Below are 16,842 nucleotides of genomic sequence, written 5' to 3'. Positions count from 1 at the left end.
CATTTGAACTTTTGTTTCAATGACGTATATATCATAAAATGCTATGATTTTTCCGTTTTCTTTAATTCAATAACACTACCAACAAAACCAATAAAACCACCTACTGCTAAAATAACAGGGATAAAGGATACATTTGATATGGAGCTTTCCGTTACCAATCCATACACACCGTAAATACAGATAACAAGATTAGCGATTATACCAATTAGCATTCTAGTTTTCTTACTAAATTTAGACACCCCATTTACTGCTTGAATTTCTGGAAAGGTTGCAGAATTAACGGCGGGATTTTATTCTAACACATGCGTGCTCAAAACCCTGTAACTATATCCCCACGTACAGGATCTATTCCATTCTCAATTTTTATTCGGATTGAAGTCGCTTCTTCCCATTTCGGGCTATCAGCCACATGAAAATGAATGTGCGGCTCACTGGAATTACCGGAATTCCCAACCAAACCTATTAAATCATTTGCACTTACTTTATCGCCTTCCACTACTTTCAAACTGCCTTCTTTTAAATGCGCAATCACGCTGTATTCATTATTTTCATGCTCGATAATAACATGATTTCCAAGCGGTTCTTCTGTATTTGTATCGACGGTCGGTGTATTGTCCGGGATCGCACTTTCAACAGATACAACTACCCCATCCCTTGGCGCTACAACTTCTTTGCCAAATGCATAGTAACTTTCATTATTTGCTGGATCACCCTTAAAAGATGTATCCCCATTCATCATGACAAGATCATACGCATACCGCTGATTTTCTGAGGCATAGTGGTAATTAACAAGTTCATTTGTTCCGCCCCAAAAAGTGAGCCATTTTTCATTCACTGGCATTCGATACGTATTCTCCGTATATCGCGCATCACTCTTCGGATAAGGTGTAATTGGCATAAGCTGTATCCCTTCAATAGTCATGTCATCGGCAAAGTAACTGCGAATTCCTTTATCTCCTTCGTCACTGATCCATTGGTACTCAGTCATGTTCTGTATAGGCATTTTAGAAACAAGCTGATAACCGTCTACACCTTTATTAAACCCTTCTCCAAGGTTAATAAATTGATCTAATGATACGTCAGCCTGGAACGTATCACTTGTTTGTTTGTAAATCGCCTCGAAATTGCTAGCTAAAAATTGATCCGGGAGTTGATCTGCGGATGCTAATTTTTCGAATGTATTTTTAGCATCCTCCTCCTGTTGTTTACCCGATGAATCTTTTTTTGTTCCTCCACATGCAACTAAACCAATGGCCAAAAGCAAAACGGATGATATTTTTAAATACGTTTTCATTGTTTAGCCCCTTTCCGACTTCCTATTACTTTATACGGCTGGGAGAAGGGAAAGGATTCAGTTTGTTGTCTGTATTCAGATAAACTTTACGCCTGATACCACGTTATTGCTTGTCTTTCTATTTCCAAAACAAGCTGTTCTTTTCCCTTTATATATGCTTCCACGTCATTGGGAAATCGTTTGGCTAAGGATTCTTTTAGGTTTCCATATTTTTCGGCTGTATCTGAATGCGCCCGCAAATAGTCCCGAAATGCAATGTGACGTTCGCCTTCGTGATTACCTGATTCAAAAATATGAACATGATGTGTGCGGGTATCTCCACCTTTTTGAAAATATCGCCGCCCAGGTATCCCATTTTCACCCTTTGCTTCATAGCCGATTTTCTTCATTGCATCGTTAAACGAATCAACCGACTCGATATTTTTTACCAAAGGCATCATATCAATAATCGGCTTTGCCTTTAATCCTTTTACCGATGTGCTGCCAATGTGATGGATGCTGGTGATCTCCGAGCCAAAAATTCCACGCAATTTGGCAGCCTCTTCTGCAAACATTAACGGCCATTTTTCGTTGTGATCCGTTACTACTACTTTTCTCATTTCATCACCCTTCAGGAAATGCGCCTGATTTGAATTATTTAGTGGCTAGCCAAATTGTCCATGGATCTTTTTCTATAATTGGACCATCTTGAATCGATTGATTTACATGGTCGGCGAATAACAATACTTGCTGATCTGATAAATCATGTAGAATAGATCGTCCGTTTCGGGATTTGATATCGTTGAGCAATAGTTTTTTGTTCGTATACGTTTCTCTTATTTCCCAAAGTTTCATTTCTTTAATGGATCGAAAGCCTGCTTTTTTAAGCTCGGTTTTAACGATTGGGGAGGCATATCTTCTTTTTGTCTCGATTTCTGCAAGATGCGGGAATAGGGTGAACAGGTAACCCCGAATATGATGACAATCCCCTTTTAACAAACAATCTTCGGGCGTCCTATCTTGTACTAATAGCATCCCATCTTGCTTTAAAATTCGATGGGCCTCAGAAAAACACGATGTTAAATCATCAAGGTGATGGATGAGTGCCCGCTCTAAAACGAAATCCGTATATCCATCTGGCAATCCGGTACAATAAGCATTCCCTAATTGAAACTTTATTTGTTTGTATGAGCTACAATTTTGTCTGGCAGCATTTACCATAGCCCTTGAAAAATCAATGCCGGTAATGGAGGGAATATCTATATCGGCAAGCGCCTTTGCATATATCCCTCCGCCTGTTCCAATATCCACTGCCTTGGTAATTGCCCGATCTTGAATCAATGTCTTTACAACACGTAACCATGTATCATCAGCTTGTCTTGTCACATAACTATGTTTATTCTTTTCATCGTGAAAGTTCATCCCCATTAAAATTACCCCTTTTATGTAAGATACCTTTAGTTTACAAGGAGAATAGCTACTTTGATAATACAGGTTTCAAATAGGTTACAATCACATTTTCTTATTGCACATACAGAATAAATTAGTTTGATAAAAAGGTTAACGCAACGACTGCGCTGATATGTGTCTTGTACAATTATGCAACTTCAGCTTCCATTCCACGTCAGCCTTTTCCAGTATTGTCAATGAACAGTTGTGAAGCGACGTCTCGACATCCTCATCCGGCAACATTTCTCTTAAAAGGGATTTAATAAAAGATCCATGGCTAACAATTAATATGTTCTTCCCATGTTGTTCGTTCAAAATTTCAGCCATTATCGATCGGCCTCTTGCCATAATACTTTCGCTTTTTTCTCTATGTAAGTCCAATTCCCGCCAATCAGGGCCCCATTTTGCTACCCGTTCTTCCTCTGTCGTTCCTTCGATCAGCCCACCACCATTTTCACGTAGTCTGGAATCGAAATGAATCGTTCTATTTTCTAGTTTATTTCCAATTATCTCAGCGGTTTGCTTTGCCCTTGCTAGATTACTAGAATAAATCACGTCCCAATCTTCAACCTGCAAACGATCCGCAAGTTTTTCCGCTTGTAAAAGCCCTTCCTTGTTAAGTGGCACATCAGTACTTCCTTGTGCCCTTCTTTCTATATTCCAATTCGTTATCCCGTGACGCACGAATCCGATTTTAATCATCTCTTCACCCCTAATTACTCTATAAAGTTCCTCGGCATTTCTAGCTTTTATTGTAACATAATAATAAATAATGAAGATTGGAAAAACTCGATCCGAAAAATTTCCTAATCCACGATTGTAACTTCTACTGTTCTTCTGCCCCAGTTATATGCTTGCTTCTTCGTCGGGAGGTGTACGTCGATTGCATTCCCATTTATGGCGCCGCCTGTATCAGCTGCCACAGCATAGCCGTAGCCTTCTACATAAACTTTTGAGCCAAGCGGGATAACGTTAGGATCAACAGCAATTACTTTTGCATTGGGATTCTCATGCAAATTCACACCTGTTGCGGTTATTCCCGAACATCCCGAACAATAAGCTGTGTAAGCTGTTGCTTCAACAGATAATGTCCTTCCTTCTGCTTTTGTTAGCTGTTTCCCGACCTGTTTACTTGCTTCCTTGCTTCCCTGCGTCTCCGATTTTTGGGAATGGGCCTCTATATTAGCCGCTGCTTCCACTTGTTTTGATTCTGGTCGAAGTTCCGGTCCATTTACTACCAGCTTTTGTCCAACAATAATTAAATCAGAAGAAAGGTCATTCCATGCTTTCAGATTCGCAACCGTTACTTCATCACCATATGCTTCACTGATCTCACTTAGCGTATCTCCCTTCTGTACGGTATAATACTCTTTTTTAAGTTTTAATGTTTGTTTCGAATATATCAACGTTGATTTTAATCCATTTACCTCCATCAGTTCGTCCACGGTTGTATGATGGTTAATAGCTATATCCCAAAGCGTGTCACCCTTACGCACTTCATATTCAGCCTCAGCTGCAGAAACGGTCATTGTAGAAATGAACAACATGATTAAACCAAGACACAAAGATACTAACTTTTTCATTTTGTTGTCCCCCTAAGGTTGTTCAAAAAATAACCAAATAATAAGCGGCGAATCTCTTCGTTGGCTTGCTTTTCCCCTCCTCGTGTACCTATTTATGTTACATTCCGGGGCTCAGGAGCTACGCCGCCTTGACCTTCTTGCTTCTAATTTGGCAATTTTTTGAACACGCACTTTTAATTACTGACAAGCTCATCGTATCATGGTAACCTTCCCTCTGCGGTTACAGCCTGTTTAAAAAAGAGTGACATGCTTTACAAATGAAATAAGTTATGATTAATCGGTTCTATTCCCTTTTTTCCCCGCATAAAATTCGCCTGGGTATCTGTTTTTTGTGTAAAAGTAGCCGTTGATTCAAATAATTACCATTGCATAAAGAACGTGTATTCGCATATAATAAAAATATAGGTACAGAACACTAGTTTCCTCAAAAGGAGTCTTAGGAATGAAACGGGTTATTTTTCTGGTTGATATGCAAACGTTCTATGCTTCCGTGGAAAAGGCGGAGAACCCAAAACTGAAAGACAAACCAGTGATTGTGTCAGGCGATCCGGAACGACGGAGTGGGATTATTCTGGCTGCCTGTCCCATTGCTAAAAAATACGGAGTAAAAACGGCTGAAGCATTATGGGAGGCAAAAAATAAATGTCCAGAAGCCGTCGTTATACGGCCACGCATGCAACGGTATATTGACGTGTCATGCCAAATCACCGAAATATTGGAGCACTATACCAATCTTGTGGAAGTATTTTCGATCGATGAACAATTTTTGGACATCACCGGAAGCCAAAAGCTGTTCGGAGACCCATTTACCATTGCCAAAAAGATACAGCAGGAAGTCATGGAGGTAACAGGCATCTATGCGCGGGTTGGCATTGGACCAAATAAAGTATTAGCAAAAATAGCTTGTGATGCATTCGCCAAGAAAAATCGGACTGGGATTTTTCAATTAGATAAATCCAACATGAAAGAAACGATGTGGGAGCTTCCAATCGGTAAAATGTTTGGTATTGGCAGCCGAATGAGGCATCACCTGCAACGAATGGGCATTCGGAAAATTGGACAGCTGGCGAATTTTTCTGTAGATGCATTAACCAAACGTTGGGGTATTAATGGGCAAGTCCTATGGCAAACGGCAAACGGAATCGATTACGCCCCGGTAACAACAAAGACACATGATGGACAAAAGGCAGTTGGACACCGCATGACATTACCTCGGGATTATGAAACGTTTGATGAGATAAAAGTGATCTTATTGGAATTAAGCGAAGAAGTTGCTAGACGTGCACGGGCCGATGGTTATCGAGGCAATACCGTGTCAATCAGTGTCGGAGGTGCGGATTTTTCCTTCAAAACCGGATTTCACCGGCAGATAAAGCTGGCATCACCGACCAATTTTGGCATGGATATTTTCCGGTCAGCATTGCATTTATTCCGGATGCACTGGGACCGACAACCCATTCGAAGTTCTGGGATAACATTGTCACAGCTGCAGCCAGCCGATCCTTATCAATTAAGCCTTTTCGATTTGTCATTAAAAAAAGAACGCCTTTCTCAAGCGATGGATGATATCTATACAAAATATGGACCAACCGCCATCGTCCGGGCATCATCGCTAACAAATGCCGGGCAAGTGTTCAGTCGAGCTGAAAAAATTGGTGGGCATTACAAATAAGGGATGTTCAAGCGGCGAATATCCTCGTTAGCTTTACTGAGCCGCCTCAACGTCAACAACTTTTGAACATGCAATAAAAGGAGTGGAAAATGAAATGAACCCTAATAAACTAACACCAGGCCGTAATTTGATGTGGGAATCCAGTCGCATGATGCTACCGGAGCATAAAGCGCGGATCCGTCAACACCAAAAAGAACTGACGAAACGAACAAAACCGATACTGGATGAACAGCAAATCGAATTGTTTTCTGGAATGATTTCTGATGCGATGCAACAAGGGTTGGATCTGAGAATTCAAATCTTCCACCCCTATCAGGACCATTACGTTACAGGAAAAGTGCAAAAAATAACCCCCGAACAAAAACTTAAACTAGTTACATTGGATGGAAGCGAATGGGTTTCTTTTGATGAAATTATGGATGTTTCTGTTTGCTGAATGGATTATGACGAAAGTTACGAGGATCCCTATACTTAAAAGTAGTGGGCAATCCCTAACAAGGAAAAGCCCACGTAGAAAAAGCACCGGATTACTCATTCCCCTTTCCCCTCTCCAGCTAATTCAATCGTCCCGCCAATTTTGCTTTATTAGGCTTTTTGGCCAACAGCGAACAAACAATTCCAATGATCGGGAAAATAAGTGAAAAAACGAGTACCAACGTATAGCTATGGAATGTGTCAAATCCAACACCAAATGGTAAAGGTCCAAATGCTGATCCTAATACGATAATGGTCATGCCGACACCATTAATGCTGCCAATATACCTTCTGCCAAAATAATCCGGCCAAATCACATTCATGCCAATCCGTTCAAAACCATTGGCCATTCCCCATAGGATGCCGAATAGAATTGCTATAGGTAGACTTGTTGTGACCAGAAGCAATAAAAGCATCGCCATTTCGATAATGAAAACAACGGCTAGGATATAATTCGTCTTTATCAAGGTAAGGTAACAATTGGCGAACTGAAAGAAATTATTCAATTGCAAGCGAACATCATGCACGTACACGTTAAGGTTATGTTAGCGTTGATCAATCCTCATCACCATGATTATGTCGAGGTTCCAAATTTAGACACTTATTATATGAGAAGATACCATCCGCACGAGATTAATAGGTATAGAGCTGAAACCGGCAACAAGTGGATTGCATTGGAAGCTCATACGACAGCTAAAGTTATGAATGATGAAAGACCAAAACGTTAGACATGCACACGTGGAAATGGCCTTGCAGCAATTAACTTTGATGGAGATGTATGAAGCATTGATGAAACGAATGGGCTGGTCTTTTACTCCTCGTGTATCGACCCAGGACCAAGTTAACACCTATCAGCATTTTTACCAAACGTTCAACCGTTGACCCGATTATCAAAAATCATAAATACAAATTAATGTAAGCATCCCCACACTCAGTCCAACTAGCCACTCTTTAACATATTAAGTGGCTAATTTGCAAAAACATCCTTGAGATCAGCGTGAAAACCAGGTAGAAATTTAGAGGTAATTATTCCCACGTCTGTTTTTACATCATGCTGTTCATACATACCTTGATCATTTAGCGCGTAGACCATTATCGAATCAAGTGACGGGTTGACAATCCAATATTCCTGAACACCATAATCCATATATAGATTCAGTTTTGTAACTAAATCATGGGACTGATTGGAAGGACTAAGGATTTCCACGACAAGATCTGGAACACCAACATACCTTGCATCCGTAAAACCACTTTTATCACAGATAATGCTGATATCTGGAATAACAATTTTCGTGCCATCGATTTTTTCATTCATTAATTCAATGTCGTACGGTGCAGGAAATACCTCACAAGGTCTACCCTTAAGAAAATTCCCAAATTCAATCTGTAGCTTACTAGATATGCGTTGATGCTTTGTCGATGGTGATGGTGACATATATACGAATCCATCAATATATTCCAATAATGCATCATTACTTTCGCGAATTTGAAAATACTCTGCAACTGAGACTGTCCTATTTTGATAAAGTACCATGATGAACTCCCCCATTCTTAAACTACTTTTGTGACACATCACATTCTCTGGAAAGGAAGTATATTTTCACCCTTTTTTATGTTGTAATAATGCCCTTCGTTGCACAACCCGCAATGTAGGCAGCTAATTTGCGAAAACATCTTTGAGATCAGCATACAAACTTGGGAACAACTTAGAAATAATCGTTCCTGTATCTGTTTTTACATCATACTGTTCATACATACCTCGATCATTTAGAGCGTAGACCATTATTGAATGAAGTATCGGGTTGACAATCCAATATTCCTGAACACTATAATCCATATATAGATTCAGTTTTGTAACCAAAGCATGGGACTGATTAGACGGGCTAAGGATTTCGACGACAAGATCTGGAACACCTACATACCTGGCATCAGTAAAGCCGCTTTTATCACAAATAATGCTAATGTCCGGAATAACAATTTTTGTGCCATCTATTTTTTCGTTTTTCAATTCAATATCATATGGTGCATGGAATAACTCACATGACTTATCATCCAGAAATGCTTCAAACGTACGCTCAAGTTTACGTGATATGCGTTGATGCCTTGTCGATGGCGATGGTGACATATAAACAAATCCATCGATATATTCCAGTAATGCATCGTTACTTTCGCGAATTTGAAAATACTCCTCAACTGAGACTGTCCTATTTTGATATAGTACCATGGTGAGTTCCCCTCCATTCTAAAATACTTGTTCTCACTTTTAATATGATACAGGCCTTTTGTTTCGGTGGATAAAGATAGAGAACGATTTAATATTTTCCGTACTCCATCGCTATTCCGTTTTCGAAACATGACCTTTATATTCATTTTCCTGAAAAACTGGTGTATTTTCATCCTTCCAATGATCAATTGTCTTTTGATAAGAATAACCACAACGGTAACACCAAATGAGCGTTTCATCTGTGCTGTAATAATAATCTTCCGTTGCACAACACCCACAATGTGGACATACTATCGCAGAATAAGTAGATGCCATTGAAATTCCGCTCCTTTTATCCAATTTTTATTATAGGCTGTTTTCGTAAACTTTGTTGCTTTTAATTTCGTGGTTGAAGGATTATGCGTAATAGTGAATATTACAAGGACTTCAATTGTTCTAATTAACAGAGGTGCTTGAATACGCTCCGCCAGAATACTTCGCTTTCCGCGGGCACGGCTTCAGCCTCCTCGAGAAAACCACTCTGCGGGGTCTTCAGCTCGTGCTGGGGCTGCGCTAACTCGCCCCACCGAAAACCATTGTTCCCGCAGGAGTCTTCGTATTCTGTCTCCGCTGATAAGAATTTTCTGGATTGTGAGTAGCTGTTAATGATTTTAATATTAAGTGGCTTTCTTCTCCCACGGACAGAAAATCAGACTTAGGCTTGGGGGAAATGAAACTCCTGTGGGAAAGGAACTGTCTGAAGACCCCGCAGTGAGCGGTTTTTGCTCGCGAGGAGGCTAAAGCGTTCCCCACGGAAAGCGAGTATTTCCCCCAAGCCGCGATTTCCACTCATCTTGTAAAGAATGAGAGGAAGTCACATAAAAGTTACTGCGCATTATATAGCTTATGTGTCATAAACAACAAATGTTTTCGGTGGGACGAGTAATCGCAGTCCCAATCCTTTAGAAAACAGCCTTATTATAAGACAATTTGAGAAACGGTGCAGACAGAGGAAATTCTGCTACCTGAGAAGAGTTCCTGAAGATTTAATATAAGAAGGTTACGGAGTTGATTTTATAGTATAACAACCAGAAAAATTAGCAAGTGTTAAATGTCTGAATAATTTAGTTCATCATATATTGCTTGCAGTTGGGTAAAATGAATCCTGAAAGGGTGTATGAGATGAATCATGATAAAGAGAACAAAAAAGATTCCAAACAACAATTTGGCAAAGTAAAACCCTACCAAGAGATTAACGATGTAATTTCCCAAAATGAAGAATTAAAACAAAGACAACCAACCCCGCAACCAGAAGATTTTGAGGAAATTGATTATTAACTCCATCACAGCAATCTACTCACACCGTGTATCCCGCGGTGTTTTTTTAACAGAAATACAATAGGGGTTACCCCGGGATTTCATCTGCACAAATTCATTTATCATTCAACGCTTCAATTGTTAAGAACAAACCTTTATCGTAAAAATCTACATGCTGAATCGACATATTTGCTTGCCTTACTAATTCCAGTGTATCGCGATTCAAATGGCACCCATCACAAATTTTCTTCCAAAACGGGGTTAATACATCCTGTGTTTTGCCTAACATTTCCTGGTCCATGCGAACATGTTCAAAAAATAATATTCGAGCTTCATGCTTACTCACCCGTTCGACTTCGCGGAGTGCTTGGACAGGATCAGGAATGGTACAGAAAACAAGTGTTGCGATGACAGAATCAAATGTATCATCAGCAAATGGAAGTTTTCCTGCTTCAACCTGGTGAATATGGATCGGAACAAGTGCAGCATGTTTTCGCTTCATCGATTTCTCCACCATCAAAGCATTCGGTTCAACCGCATCAACCTGTGAAATTTGATGATAAAATGGAAAATTCAACCCTGTACCTGAGCCAATTTCCAACACCCGTCCTTCTGCTTTGCCAATAAGTTCTTTTCTAATTTTTTTAAAGTGAAATCGCTCAAATGGTCGCATTGCTGGATCATAAATTCGTGGAAACCACTTCCCCATTTTTTCTTACCTCCGATGTATCGACGTTTATTATATTATTGTATCTAAGAGGTGTGGTTAATACAATCGATTTACCTTATCATATACATCTTTTTCTGTTCGATTTTCTTCATCTTTTTGAATGTAAGGAAGGATAGAAAGACCAACAATAACAAACCTACCACTAAAATGATTATTTCTAAAATTGTGGATTGATTTCACCCATAACTCCCTACTTTCTTTACTTATTTAGTTTCTTATCGCGAAACAGCATCCTTTTTTCCAATAACAAAAGATATAAGGGCGAAGATAGTTAAAAAGAAGGCGAGAATACCATAAACACCACCTTCAAATCCTCTAATTTGAACAAACCCAATATAAAAGATAATAGCAGCAGTAATAATTGTGATGATTCCAGGCAGCATTTTTACTAAGAAAGGAAAGCCTTTTTTACGAAACCACCACGTAACTATCAATACAACAATCCCTGGTATAAGGGCCATCAGCAAAGGTCCAGAAAACATCATTATCATCCCCCTCTCTATTTTCAAACAAAACCCCAACTACCTAAGACGTCTAAAAACATAATATTCTGAAAAAAACACTTATATCTCCCCTACATTTTATTTGTGTTTAACCAGAAATGATAGCCCCGGTAAATTTGGCATAATAAATAAAGCCCAGCAAGACTGAAAAATGATACCTCGTTCATGTATCCGAACATCGCTAACGCTAAGAGACCAAATGAAAATAAAACAGTCATCAAATCAAAGGCTTTCGCTTTCGCATTTTGATTGATTGTAATATTTCGTTCATCATTTTCCTCAATGCGTTGTTCTTTTGTCTTATATTTTTCGTGTATGATTGCTGAACCGCTCGAAAACAATAGTAAAACACCACAAAATCCAATTGCTATTGGTACTAAGTCCATTCGAACAAACGGAATCTGCAAAACTTCTGCACCAACAACTCCCAAAAGAATGCCTGACAGTAATAGTAAAACACCAATAGTTACTAAAGACCACAATAACTTATTGTTCATTATTCGCTTCCCCCTCATAGATAAAAATTTCTTCAATACTCAATCCAAAGTAACGTGCAATTTTAAATGCCAAAATAATTGATGGGTTATATCTTCCATTTTCGAGAGAACCAATTGTTTGTCTGGTTACTTCTAAAGCTGAAGCAAGTTCTTCTTGATTTATTCCGCATTTTTTTCGTATTTCTTCCAATCTGTTCTTCATATTATAATTCCTTCCTCATCACGGAAAGTTAACTTTCCATCATTATAAAGTTACTTCGTCTTTTTGTAAAGTCCACTTTCCATTTTTCATAAAAAAATTTGCAGATTTATATACCACCTGCAAAAATCTTTAAAATTGCTTATCTCATATCGTGTTGCATAAGGAAAGAGTTTTCCCAACAACCCCTTACTTAACTCTCATTCATTTAACCGTTGATCAATATGAAAAATGACAAAGTTGCATTCTTCAATCTCAAATTCATTCCGATATTTCAAATAGAAATCCAAGCACTTAACAGCATGCTTTCGCCACGCTTCTAATTCATCTATTGTGCAATTTTTTATCTGCTGCTTTACTAAATTCCGATTAATATTGCATCACCTCTTTCGTTGTGCGTTAGTTCCTCGGAATCCGCATATTGAGATTTTTCCATGGGGGCACGAGTAACCAAATGGAATTAGGTGACAATAAGGAAAAAAGGATGTGGCCCAATGGATACGTTTATTTTCTTCCTCCTTGGATTCGGTTATTTTTGTCTATTCATATGGGGGCTAGTTCTTTCTAGAAATTATGGCTTGTTAAACCTCACCAATGTGGTTCTGCTCGTTATTATCGGACTTATATACGATAACCTCATCATAGCATTTGGAAGATTTATCGGTGAAGGGAAATTGCTGGAAAATTTAAGCTATGCTCGATTTTGGTTACATGCACTGTTCACTCCCACCCTAATTCTTTTCGCTTGGAGCATTTGTTTCAGGACTGGTTTACCATGGGCTAAAAAAACGTTCTGGAAGGCTGTAGCATGGCTGATGACTATCGGGGGCATTCTTTATGAACTGCTAGCCTCGATAAAGGGACTTAAGCTTAAGCCAAAATGGAAAAATGACGTATTGACCTATGAAAGTGCAGCTCCGTCAGATAGTCTTATCATGGTAATCATCATCACCCTAGTTCTCGGTATTGTTGGGTTTATTTTAATGAGGAAATTCCGCTTTCCTTGGCTTTTTATCGGCACACTCGTCATGATTTTAGGCGGTATTTTAGCCATTTGGATCAAAAATTTTCCGATCATGAATGTATTGGAGTTTATTTTGATAATTTCTTTGCTTATGACAAGGCAATTTTCAAATCAAAAGTCAAAAAGCAGCTAACAGGGGTGAACCGCGCCCCATTTGGGAAGACTATTCTTATTCCATTACTGCGCCCTTTTCTTGAATATTAGCCAATAACAGAACAATGATTTGTACTAAAGTTGTTCAGCTATGCTCAATTTAATAAAGGATAAATATTTTCTTAGTATTACAGTATAAACTTAAATCCTGTTTTTCCGTGCTTTGTTTGGACTGTATTAAAGATTAGATAGTTTTACAATGAACAGTTGATCATGCTGTCATTATAGTATTTCCTCTTAAATGGTATGAATAGGGATTTCTATGAAGTGGATATTTGAAGAAATAAGAGCATAATCGCTCCTTATTGATTTTTAACTGTACTCCGAAAGAAGTCTCCCTCCTCAAGGAATGTGAAGGGCTATAGCCCAATGAGTAGGTGGGAGAAGAATTTCGGTTGGCGTTAGCCAAATGCTTTGTATTCAAACTGCCAATTGTTANTCATGCTGTCATTATAGTATTTCCTCTTAAATGGTATGAATAGGGATTTCTATGAAGTGGATATTTGAAGAAATAAGAGCATAATCGCTCCTTATTGATTTTTAACTGTACTCCGAAAGAAGTCTCCCTCCTCAAGGAATGTGAAGGGCTATAGCCCAATGAGTAGGTGGGAGAAGAATTTCGGTTGGCGTTAGCCAAATGCTTTGTATTCAAACTGCCAATTGTTATGATGACTGATTTGTGTCAATTTCTTGAGACTTACTTGTTTATAGCTTTTATTTGGCATGGTGATATAATCTCCATCAATGGACTTGACATAAGCACCACTTGTTCCAGTAAAGCCTGTAATGTATCCGGTTTTCTCATATAACCTTACCTTGTCATTCAAATAAAATCCCTTAAGATATTTCTTGTTCTTTTCATTTCTTTTACTCGTGATGTTTTTAGATTTACGTCCCTTTCTTGCCGTTGCCTCGTGTAATGAACGTTTCTTTTTGCGGAATTGCTTGATTTTGAACGTTGTCTTGGCGTTTTCCTTGATGGATGAAATACCACTGATGGCAATCGCATCATTTGCATGCGTTTTTTCCAATTCTAATGCTTTACGTTTCGGTGTTGTCACTGATCCGTATGTAATTCTTGCATGAGGATACTTGGTAAATACCCTCTTACGAACAATATTCATGAACGGACCTTCTTTGTACTGGGGCAATCTTTTCCCTTCTACCATCCATTTCCAAAGAATGTTTCCTCGCTGATGGTTGTCATGTGTATGGCAGTCTGTACAAACGGTAATCAAGTTGTCTGCCCGATTGGAACCTCCGTGTGTACGGTATATAATGTGATGTGTGTTCAAAATTTTGCCTTTCTTTTTGCATACTTGGCAAGTATAGTGGTCCCTTGCCAATACAAAGTAGCGCACATCATGATAGCCATACGTTTGACCTTCTTGATAGGCCACACCTTGAATAGCTGGATCAATCATTTTTTGCACATCGAATTTGCTGACCTCCATTGTCAACTTAGGATTTGGCACAAGGTCACAAAACTTGTCAATCCAAAAGAAAGTATTCTCCACCCGGCTTTGTATACTCGGCGGCAACCATCTTTTTCCGCGGGTACGATTTTGAAAACGCGGTTTACGATAACGTGTTTTCCTGTTTCTTCTGGAACGTCTGTATGTTCTTCTGGTATCAATGGCAGATTTGACATCCTGGCGAAGCTCCACTTCCCCTTTGGCTAGCACCTTGTCTTCGCTCGTAATGGCGATGCCAACATATTTCGCTCCTAAATCAATGCCAATCTTCACTTCCTGTGTGTAACTATTGGTTTCATACAATAATTGAATTCCAAACGGATTGCGGGAAACAATTTTTGCTTTCTTTTCTTTGAGCAGCAATCTTGCTTTTCTTGGTTTGCACGGCATTAAAGGCTTGCCATGCTTATTGATAACGAACACTATCATTGTGTTCCTCCTCTCAGAGTGGTTACCCTTCGCCAATGTTGGTAAGGCTTTGCGGTAATACCGCCAAATTCCGGTTGACCGTTCCTCCCCATTCAGAACTATTACAGTGCCGGCACAGAGCAATGGACTAGGGTATCATCCATGGGTGTGATAACCAAACTAACGTAGTCAATGAAGACTTAGGCTAGACAACTAAAGCTTTTTCAAGCCCCCACTTCAATCAGGCCGAAAGGCCGATAAGTGGTGGGTAGTTGACGTATGCGTTTAAATTCTTTTATTTCACTTTCGTTTTTAACAGAACGAATTGCTAACGTATCAATGACTCTTTGTTGGTCATCTAAAGTGTCTTTTACTTCATCAAATCTCACATCGACGTGTTTAGCAATTTCTTCGATATATGACCCAACCCGATTAATTGTGTTGTCTTTCAATTGTTCTTGCCCAACTTTAAGTTCTTTCATGTCTTTATCTAAGTTATCAAAACGTTGTTCAAAACCAATCATGCGTTGTTCAAAACCATCCATGCGTTTCTCAAAACCAACCATGTGTTGTTCAAAACCAATCATGCGTTTCTCAAAACCAATTATGTGTTTCTCTACACCATCCATGCGTTTCTCAAAACCAACCATGCGTTGATTAGTCTTTTGAAGTTCACTGAGTATTTGTTTCAATGTTTCTTCCATTAAAATCACCCCGATTTCTTTACTATATTAAACTATATTATAACACGATTAAATTAAAAAGGGATGTTTTAATCTTTTTCATTTTCCCTCTCTTTTTTCAAAAAACACACCTAATAATTAGTGTTCGTTATTTTTTAAGTGCTTTCGATGATGAAATAACTCTCTCATATTAGCAATATTGTGGAAGTTTTAAGAAACATGCCACATTACGTATATCAATGGAAGCAAACGAAAAGCTGTGTTGTGCGACAGCTAATAAAGACCGAAAATACGTGAATATTTCCGGCCAGCAATGAATCGCTCCCCTTCAAGAGGGGTCAGCGCAAGCAAGGAATAGACCTCACTCGTTCGCTAAAACTCAGGGAGGTCTATTTTTTCTGGTCTGTAATCGTTACAACAAGTGTTGCGAAAGCGATCATTAGAACCAGTTTCTCAAAACCAGAATGGGCAACACCCCCTTTCGTTATAGCATATCGTATGACACTACAACCGACAGGAATGCGCCGCCGACCTTCCTTGAGGAAAACGCGACTATTATATTTCCATTATATTATTTGCTTAAGGAGTTTTTTAACTTTCCTTTTGCAACTATTTTCTATGTGATGATTATTGCCATTGTATATGATATGAAAGTGTTCTTAATTAAAGATAATTGTCTTTTGCTAATTTGTCATTTTGTGGAAAACCTTATCCGATACAATTCAATAGAGATTTTATATTATTCGAGCCATAATAGCACTCCGGTCATAGCAACGGAGATTAAACTAATTTCGATAAGTGATAGTTTGTAATTTTTGCGATTCCTGGAAAATTTCCATTCAACATATGTTTGAAACCCAAGTTGAATTACTGTGAAAAGGGTCGATATAAGAAGTAAGATGATTGGTTTGGCTGTGAAAATGATCGCGCTCACTATAAAAAAGATCATAAAAATGATACGTAACGTCCAATCACCTTTTTTATGAAATTCATTGATGTAGTTATACGAGAACCACATCTTTTTATCAGCCCCCATTAAACGGCGAAGAAAAGCTGGAATTACAGCTATGAGAAAAATTACTGCTCCCATAATGATCAAAAATTCCTTCCAAAACCCAGGCTGGATTCCGTAGTGTTCCATTTTAAATCAACTCCGCTTGATCTGGCTTAACCTATTCATACGATAACAAACAGGTTGA

General features: G+C 38.8%; 23 protein-coding genes. 5 read left to right on the top strand and 18 right to left on the bottom strand.

Annotation, left to right across the window (positions count from 1 at the left end):
• Positions 1-41: 41 nt before the first annotated feature.
• The 6 genes from C8270_RS20060 to C8270_RS13490 form a co-directional block, all read right to left on the bottom strand.
• Positions 42-239 (bottom strand): hypothetical protein, encoded by a 198-nt coding sequence (locus tag C8270_RS20060; protein WP_158701728.1) that lies wholly within the window; start codon positions 237-239, stop codon positions 42-44.
• 71 nt (positions 240-310) lie between these two features.
• Positions 311-1,294, bottom strand: coding sequence for a M23 family metallopeptidase (locus C8270_RS13510; RefSeq protein WP_106497332.1), 984 nt, complete (start codon positions 1,292-1,294; stop codon positions 311-313).
• 86 nt (positions 1,295-1,380) lie between these two features.
• Positions 1,381-1,893 (bottom strand): GrpB family protein, encoded by a 513-nt coding sequence (locus C8270_RS13505; protein WP_106497331.1) that lies wholly within the window; start codon positions 1,891-1,893, stop codon positions 1,381-1,383.
• A 34-nt stretch (positions 1,894-1,927) separates the two neighbouring features.
• Positions 1,928-2,701 (bottom strand): class I SAM-dependent methyltransferase, encoded by a 774-nt coding sequence (locus C8270_RS13500; protein WP_106497330.1) that lies wholly within the window; start codon positions 2,699-2,701, stop codon positions 1,928-1,930.
• 132 nt (positions 2,702-2,833) lie between these two features.
• Positions 2,834-3,424: a histidine phosphatase family protein gene (locus tag C8270_RS13495; RefSeq protein WP_106497329.1), complete on the bottom strand. Its 591-nt coding sequence runs from the start codon at positions 3,422-3,424 to the stop codon at positions 2,834-2,836.
• A gap of 104 nt (positions 3,425-3,528) precedes the next feature.
• Positions 3,529-4,305 carry a 3D domain-containing protein gene (locus C8270_RS13490; protein ID WP_106497328.1) on the bottom strand — a complete coding sequence of 259 codons (777 nt, stop codon included), beginning with the start codon at positions 4,303-4,305 and terminating at the stop codon, positions 3,529-3,531.
• 442 nt (positions 4,306-4,747) lie between these two features.
• Between C8270_RS13490 and C8270_RS13485 the strand changes: the two genes are divergently transcribed.
• Positions 4,748-5,977, top strand: coding sequence for a DNA polymerase IV (locus C8270_RS13485; RefSeq protein WP_106497327.1), 1,230 nt, complete (start codon positions 4,748-4,750; stop codon positions 5,975-5,977).
• 94 nt (positions 5,978-6,071) lie between these two features.
• The gene (locus C8270_RS13480) at positions 6,072-6,413 is read left to right on the top strand and encodes a YolD-like family protein (RefSeq protein WP_106497326.1); all 342 of its coding nucleotides are present in this window, start codon (positions 6,072-6,074) and stop codon (positions 6,411-6,413) included.
• A 118-nt stretch (positions 6,414-6,531) separates the two neighbouring features.
• Here the strand turns inward: C8270_RS13480 and C8270_RS13475 are convergent, their stop codons facing one another.
• Positions 6,532-6,918: a hypothetical protein gene (locus C8270_RS13475; protein ID WP_158701727.1), complete on the bottom strand. Its 387-nt coding sequence runs from the start codon at positions 6,916-6,918 to the stop codon at positions 6,532-6,534.
• 241 nt (positions 6,919-7,159) lie between these two features.
• On the opposite strand from C8270_RS13475, the gene C8270_RS20055 reads away from it, so the two are divergent.
• The gene (locus tag C8270_RS20055; RefSeq protein ID WP_158701726.1) at positions 7,160-7,333 is read left to right on the top strand and encodes a hypothetical protein; all 174 of its coding nucleotides are present in this window, start codon (positions 7,160-7,162) and stop codon (positions 7,331-7,333) included.
• An 85-nt stretch (positions 7,334-7,418) separates the two neighbouring features.
• On the opposite strand, the gene C8270_RS13470 is transcribed toward C8270_RS20055, so the two are convergent.
• The 3 genes from C8270_RS13470 to C8270_RS13460 all read right to left on the bottom strand — a co-directional run bounded on the left by C8270_RS13470 (position 7,419) and on the right by C8270_RS13460 (position 8,990).
• Positions 7,419-7,985 carry a Uma2 family endonuclease gene (locus C8270_RS13470; protein WP_106497324.1) on the bottom strand — a complete coding sequence of 189 codons (567 nt, stop codon included), beginning with the start codon at positions 7,983-7,985 and terminating at the stop codon, positions 7,419-7,421.
• 123 nt (positions 7,986-8,108) lie between these two features.
• On the bottom strand, positions 8,109-8,675 hold the full coding sequence (locus C8270_RS13465; RefSeq protein ID WP_106497323.1) for a Uma2 family endonuclease: 567 nt from the start codon (positions 8,673-8,675) through the stop codon (positions 8,109-8,111).
• Positions 8,676-8,786: 111 nt separating this feature from the next.
• Positions 8,787-8,990, bottom strand: a complete 204-nt coding sequence (locus tag C8270_RS13460) for a hypothetical protein (RefSeq protein ID WP_106497322.1) — start codon at positions 8,988-8,990, stop codon at positions 8,787-8,789.
• An 822-nt stretch (positions 8,991-9,812) separates the two neighbouring features.
• Here C8270_RS13460 and C8270_RS20050 point away from each other — a divergent pair.
• Entirely contained in the window at positions 9,813-9,992 is a 180-nt protein-coding gene (locus C8270_RS20050; protein ID WP_158701725.1) for a hypothetical protein, read from the top strand.
• Between the two features lie 94 nt (positions 9,993-10,086).
• Here the strand turns inward: C8270_RS20050 and C8270_RS13455 are convergent, their stop codons facing one another.
• The 5 genes from C8270_RS13455 to C8270_RS13440 all read right to left on the bottom strand — a co-directional run bounded on the left by C8270_RS13455 (position 10,087) and on the right by C8270_RS13440 (position 11,903).
• Positions 10,087-10,680: a class I SAM-dependent methyltransferase gene (locus tag C8270_RS13455; protein ID WP_106497321.1), complete on the bottom strand. Its 594-nt coding sequence runs from the start codon at positions 10,678-10,680 to the stop codon at positions 10,087-10,089.
• A gap of 57 nt (positions 10,681-10,737) precedes the next feature.
• On the bottom strand, positions 10,738-10,881 hold the full coding sequence (locus C8270_RS20045) for a hypothetical protein (RefSeq protein WP_158701724.1): 144 nt from the start codon (positions 10,879-10,881) through the stop codon (positions 10,738-10,740).
• A gap of 35 nt (positions 10,882-10,916) precedes the next feature.
• Positions 10,917-11,183 carry a hypothetical protein gene (locus C8270_RS13450; protein WP_325034778.1) on the bottom strand — a complete coding sequence of 89 codons (267 nt, stop codon included), beginning with the start codon at positions 11,181-11,183 and terminating at the stop codon, positions 10,917-10,919.
• A 92-nt stretch (positions 11,184-11,275) separates the two neighbouring features.
• Complete coding sequence (locus tag C8270_RS13445; RefSeq protein ID WP_106497319.1) at positions 11,276-11,701, bottom strand: hypothetical protein; 426 nt, start codon at positions 11,699-11,701, stop codon at positions 11,276-11,278.
• A complete protein-coding gene (locus tag C8270_RS13440) occupies positions 11,691-11,903 on the bottom strand; it encodes a helix-turn-helix transcriptional regulator (protein ID WP_106497318.1) in 213 nt (70 codons plus the stop codon). The genes C8270_RS13445 and C8270_RS13440 overlap by 11 nt, the downstream gene beginning before the upstream one ends.
• Positions 11,904-12,394: 491 nt before the next feature.
• On the opposite strand from C8270_RS13440, the gene C8270_RS13435 reads away from it, so the two are divergent.
• Entirely contained in the window at positions 12,395-13,057 is a 663-nt protein-coding gene (locus C8270_RS13435; protein WP_106497317.1) for a hypothetical protein, read from the top strand.
• A 649-nt stretch (positions 13,058-13,706) separates the two neighbouring features.
• Here the strand turns inward: C8270_RS13435 and iscB are convergent.
• The 3 genes from iscB to C8270_RS13420 form a co-directional block, all read right to left on the bottom strand.
• Complete coding sequence (iscB, locus tag C8270_RS13430) at positions 13,707-14,981, bottom strand: RNA-guided endonuclease IscB (RefSeq protein WP_106497316.1); 1,275 nt, start codon at positions 14,979-14,981, stop codon at positions 13,707-13,709.
• A 203-nt stretch (positions 14,982-15,184) separates the two neighbouring features.
• Positions 15,185-15,664, bottom strand: coding sequence for a hypothetical protein (locus tag C8270_RS13425; protein WP_106497315.1), 480 nt, complete (start codon positions 15,662-15,664; stop codon positions 15,185-15,187).
• Between the two features lie 718 nt (positions 15,665-16,382).
• Positions 16,383-16,784, bottom strand: a complete 402-nt coding sequence (locus C8270_RS13420) for a DUF4181 domain-containing protein (RefSeq protein ID WP_106497314.1) — start codon at positions 16,782-16,784, stop codon at positions 16,383-16,385.
• Between the last annotated feature and the right edge of the window lie 58 nt (positions 16,785-16,842).

Source organism: Lentibacillus sp. Marseille-P4043 (assembly GCF_900258515.1).
Lineage (GTDB): Bacteria > Bacillota > Bacilli > Bacillales > Amphibacillaceae > Lentibacillus_C.
Note: the sequence above shows the minus strand (reverse complement) of the source record. Positions and strands in the feature narration are given on the sequence as shown.

Excerpts from the sequence above, each read along its gene's own strand:
- C8270_RS13510 (WP_106497332.1), bottom strand. The coding sequence starts at position 1,294 with ATGAAAACGTATTTAAAAATATCATCCGTTTTGCTTTTGGCCATTGGT.
- C8270_RS13505 (WP_106497331.1), bottom strand. The coding sequence starts at position 1,893 with ATGAGAAAAGTAGTAGTAACGGATCACAACGAAAAATGGCCGTTAATG.
- C8270_RS13500 (WP_106497330.1), bottom strand. The coding sequence starts at position 2,701 with ATGGGGATGAACTTTCACGATGAAAAGAATAAACATAGTTATGTGACA.
- C8270_RS13495 (WP_106497329.1), bottom strand. The coding sequence starts at position 3,424 with ATGATTAAAATCGGATTCGTGCGTCACGGGATAACGAATTGGAATATA.
- C8270_RS13490 (WP_106497328.1), bottom strand. The coding sequence starts at position 4,305 with ATGAAAAAGTTAGTATCTTTGTGTCTTGGTTTAATCATGTTGTTCATT.
- C8270_RS13485 (WP_106497327.1), top strand. The coding sequence starts at position 4,748 with ATGAAACGGGTTATTTTTCTGGTTGATATGCAAACGTTCTATGCTTCC.
- C8270_RS13480 (WP_106497326.1), top strand. The coding sequence starts at position 6,072 with ATGAACCCTAATAAACTAACACCAGGCCGTAATTTGATGTGGGAATCC.
- C8270_RS20055 (WP_158701726.1), top strand. The coding sequence starts at position 7,160 with ATGAAAGACCAAAACGTTAGACATGCACACGTGGAAATGGCCTTGCAG.
- C8270_RS13470 (WP_106497324.1), bottom strand. The coding sequence starts at position 7,985 with ATGGTACTTTATCAAAATAGGACAGTCTCAGTTGCAGAGTATTTTCAA.
- C8270_RS13465 (WP_106497323.1), bottom strand. The coding sequence starts at position 8,675 with ATGGTACTATATCAAAATAGGACAGTCTCAGTTGAGGAGTATTTTCAA.
- C8270_RS13460 (WP_106497322.1), bottom strand. The coding sequence starts at position 8,990 with ATGGCATCTACTTATTCTGCGATAGTATGTCCACATTGTGGGTGTTGT.
- C8270_RS20050 (WP_158701725.1), top strand. The coding sequence starts at position 9,813 with ATGAATCCTGAAAGGGTGTATGAGATGAATCATGATAAAGAGAACAAA.
- C8270_RS13455 (WP_106497321.1), bottom strand. The coding sequence starts at position 10,680 with ATGGGGAAGTGGTTTCCACGAATTTATGATCCAGCAATGCGACCATTT.
- C8270_RS13450 (WP_325034778.1), bottom strand. The coding sequence starts at position 11,183 with ATGTTTTCTGGACCTTTGCTGATGGCCCTTATACCAGGGATTGTTGTA.
- C8270_RS13445 (WP_106497319.1), bottom strand. The coding sequence starts at position 11,701 with ATGAACAATAAGTTATTGTGGTCTTTAGTAACTATTGGTGTTTTACTA.
- C8270_RS13440 (WP_106497318.1), bottom strand. The coding sequence starts at position 11,903 with ATGAAGAACAGATTGGAAGAAATACGAAAAAAATGCGGAATAAATCAA.
- C8270_RS13435 (WP_106497317.1), top strand. The coding sequence starts at position 12,395 with ATGGATACGTTTATTTTCTTCCTCCTTGGATTCGGTTATTTTTGTCTA.
- iscB (WP_106497316.1), bottom strand. The coding sequence starts at position 14,981 with ATGATAGTGTTCGTTATCAATAAGCATGGCAAGCCTTTAATGCCGTGC.
- C8270_RS13425 (WP_106497315.1), bottom strand. The coding sequence starts at position 15,664 with ATGGAAGAAACATTGAAACAAATACTCAGTGAACTTCAAAAGACTAAT.
- C8270_RS13420 (WP_106497314.1), bottom strand. The coding sequence starts at position 16,784 with ATGGAACACTACGGAATCCAGCCTGGGTTTTGGAAGGAATTTTTGATC.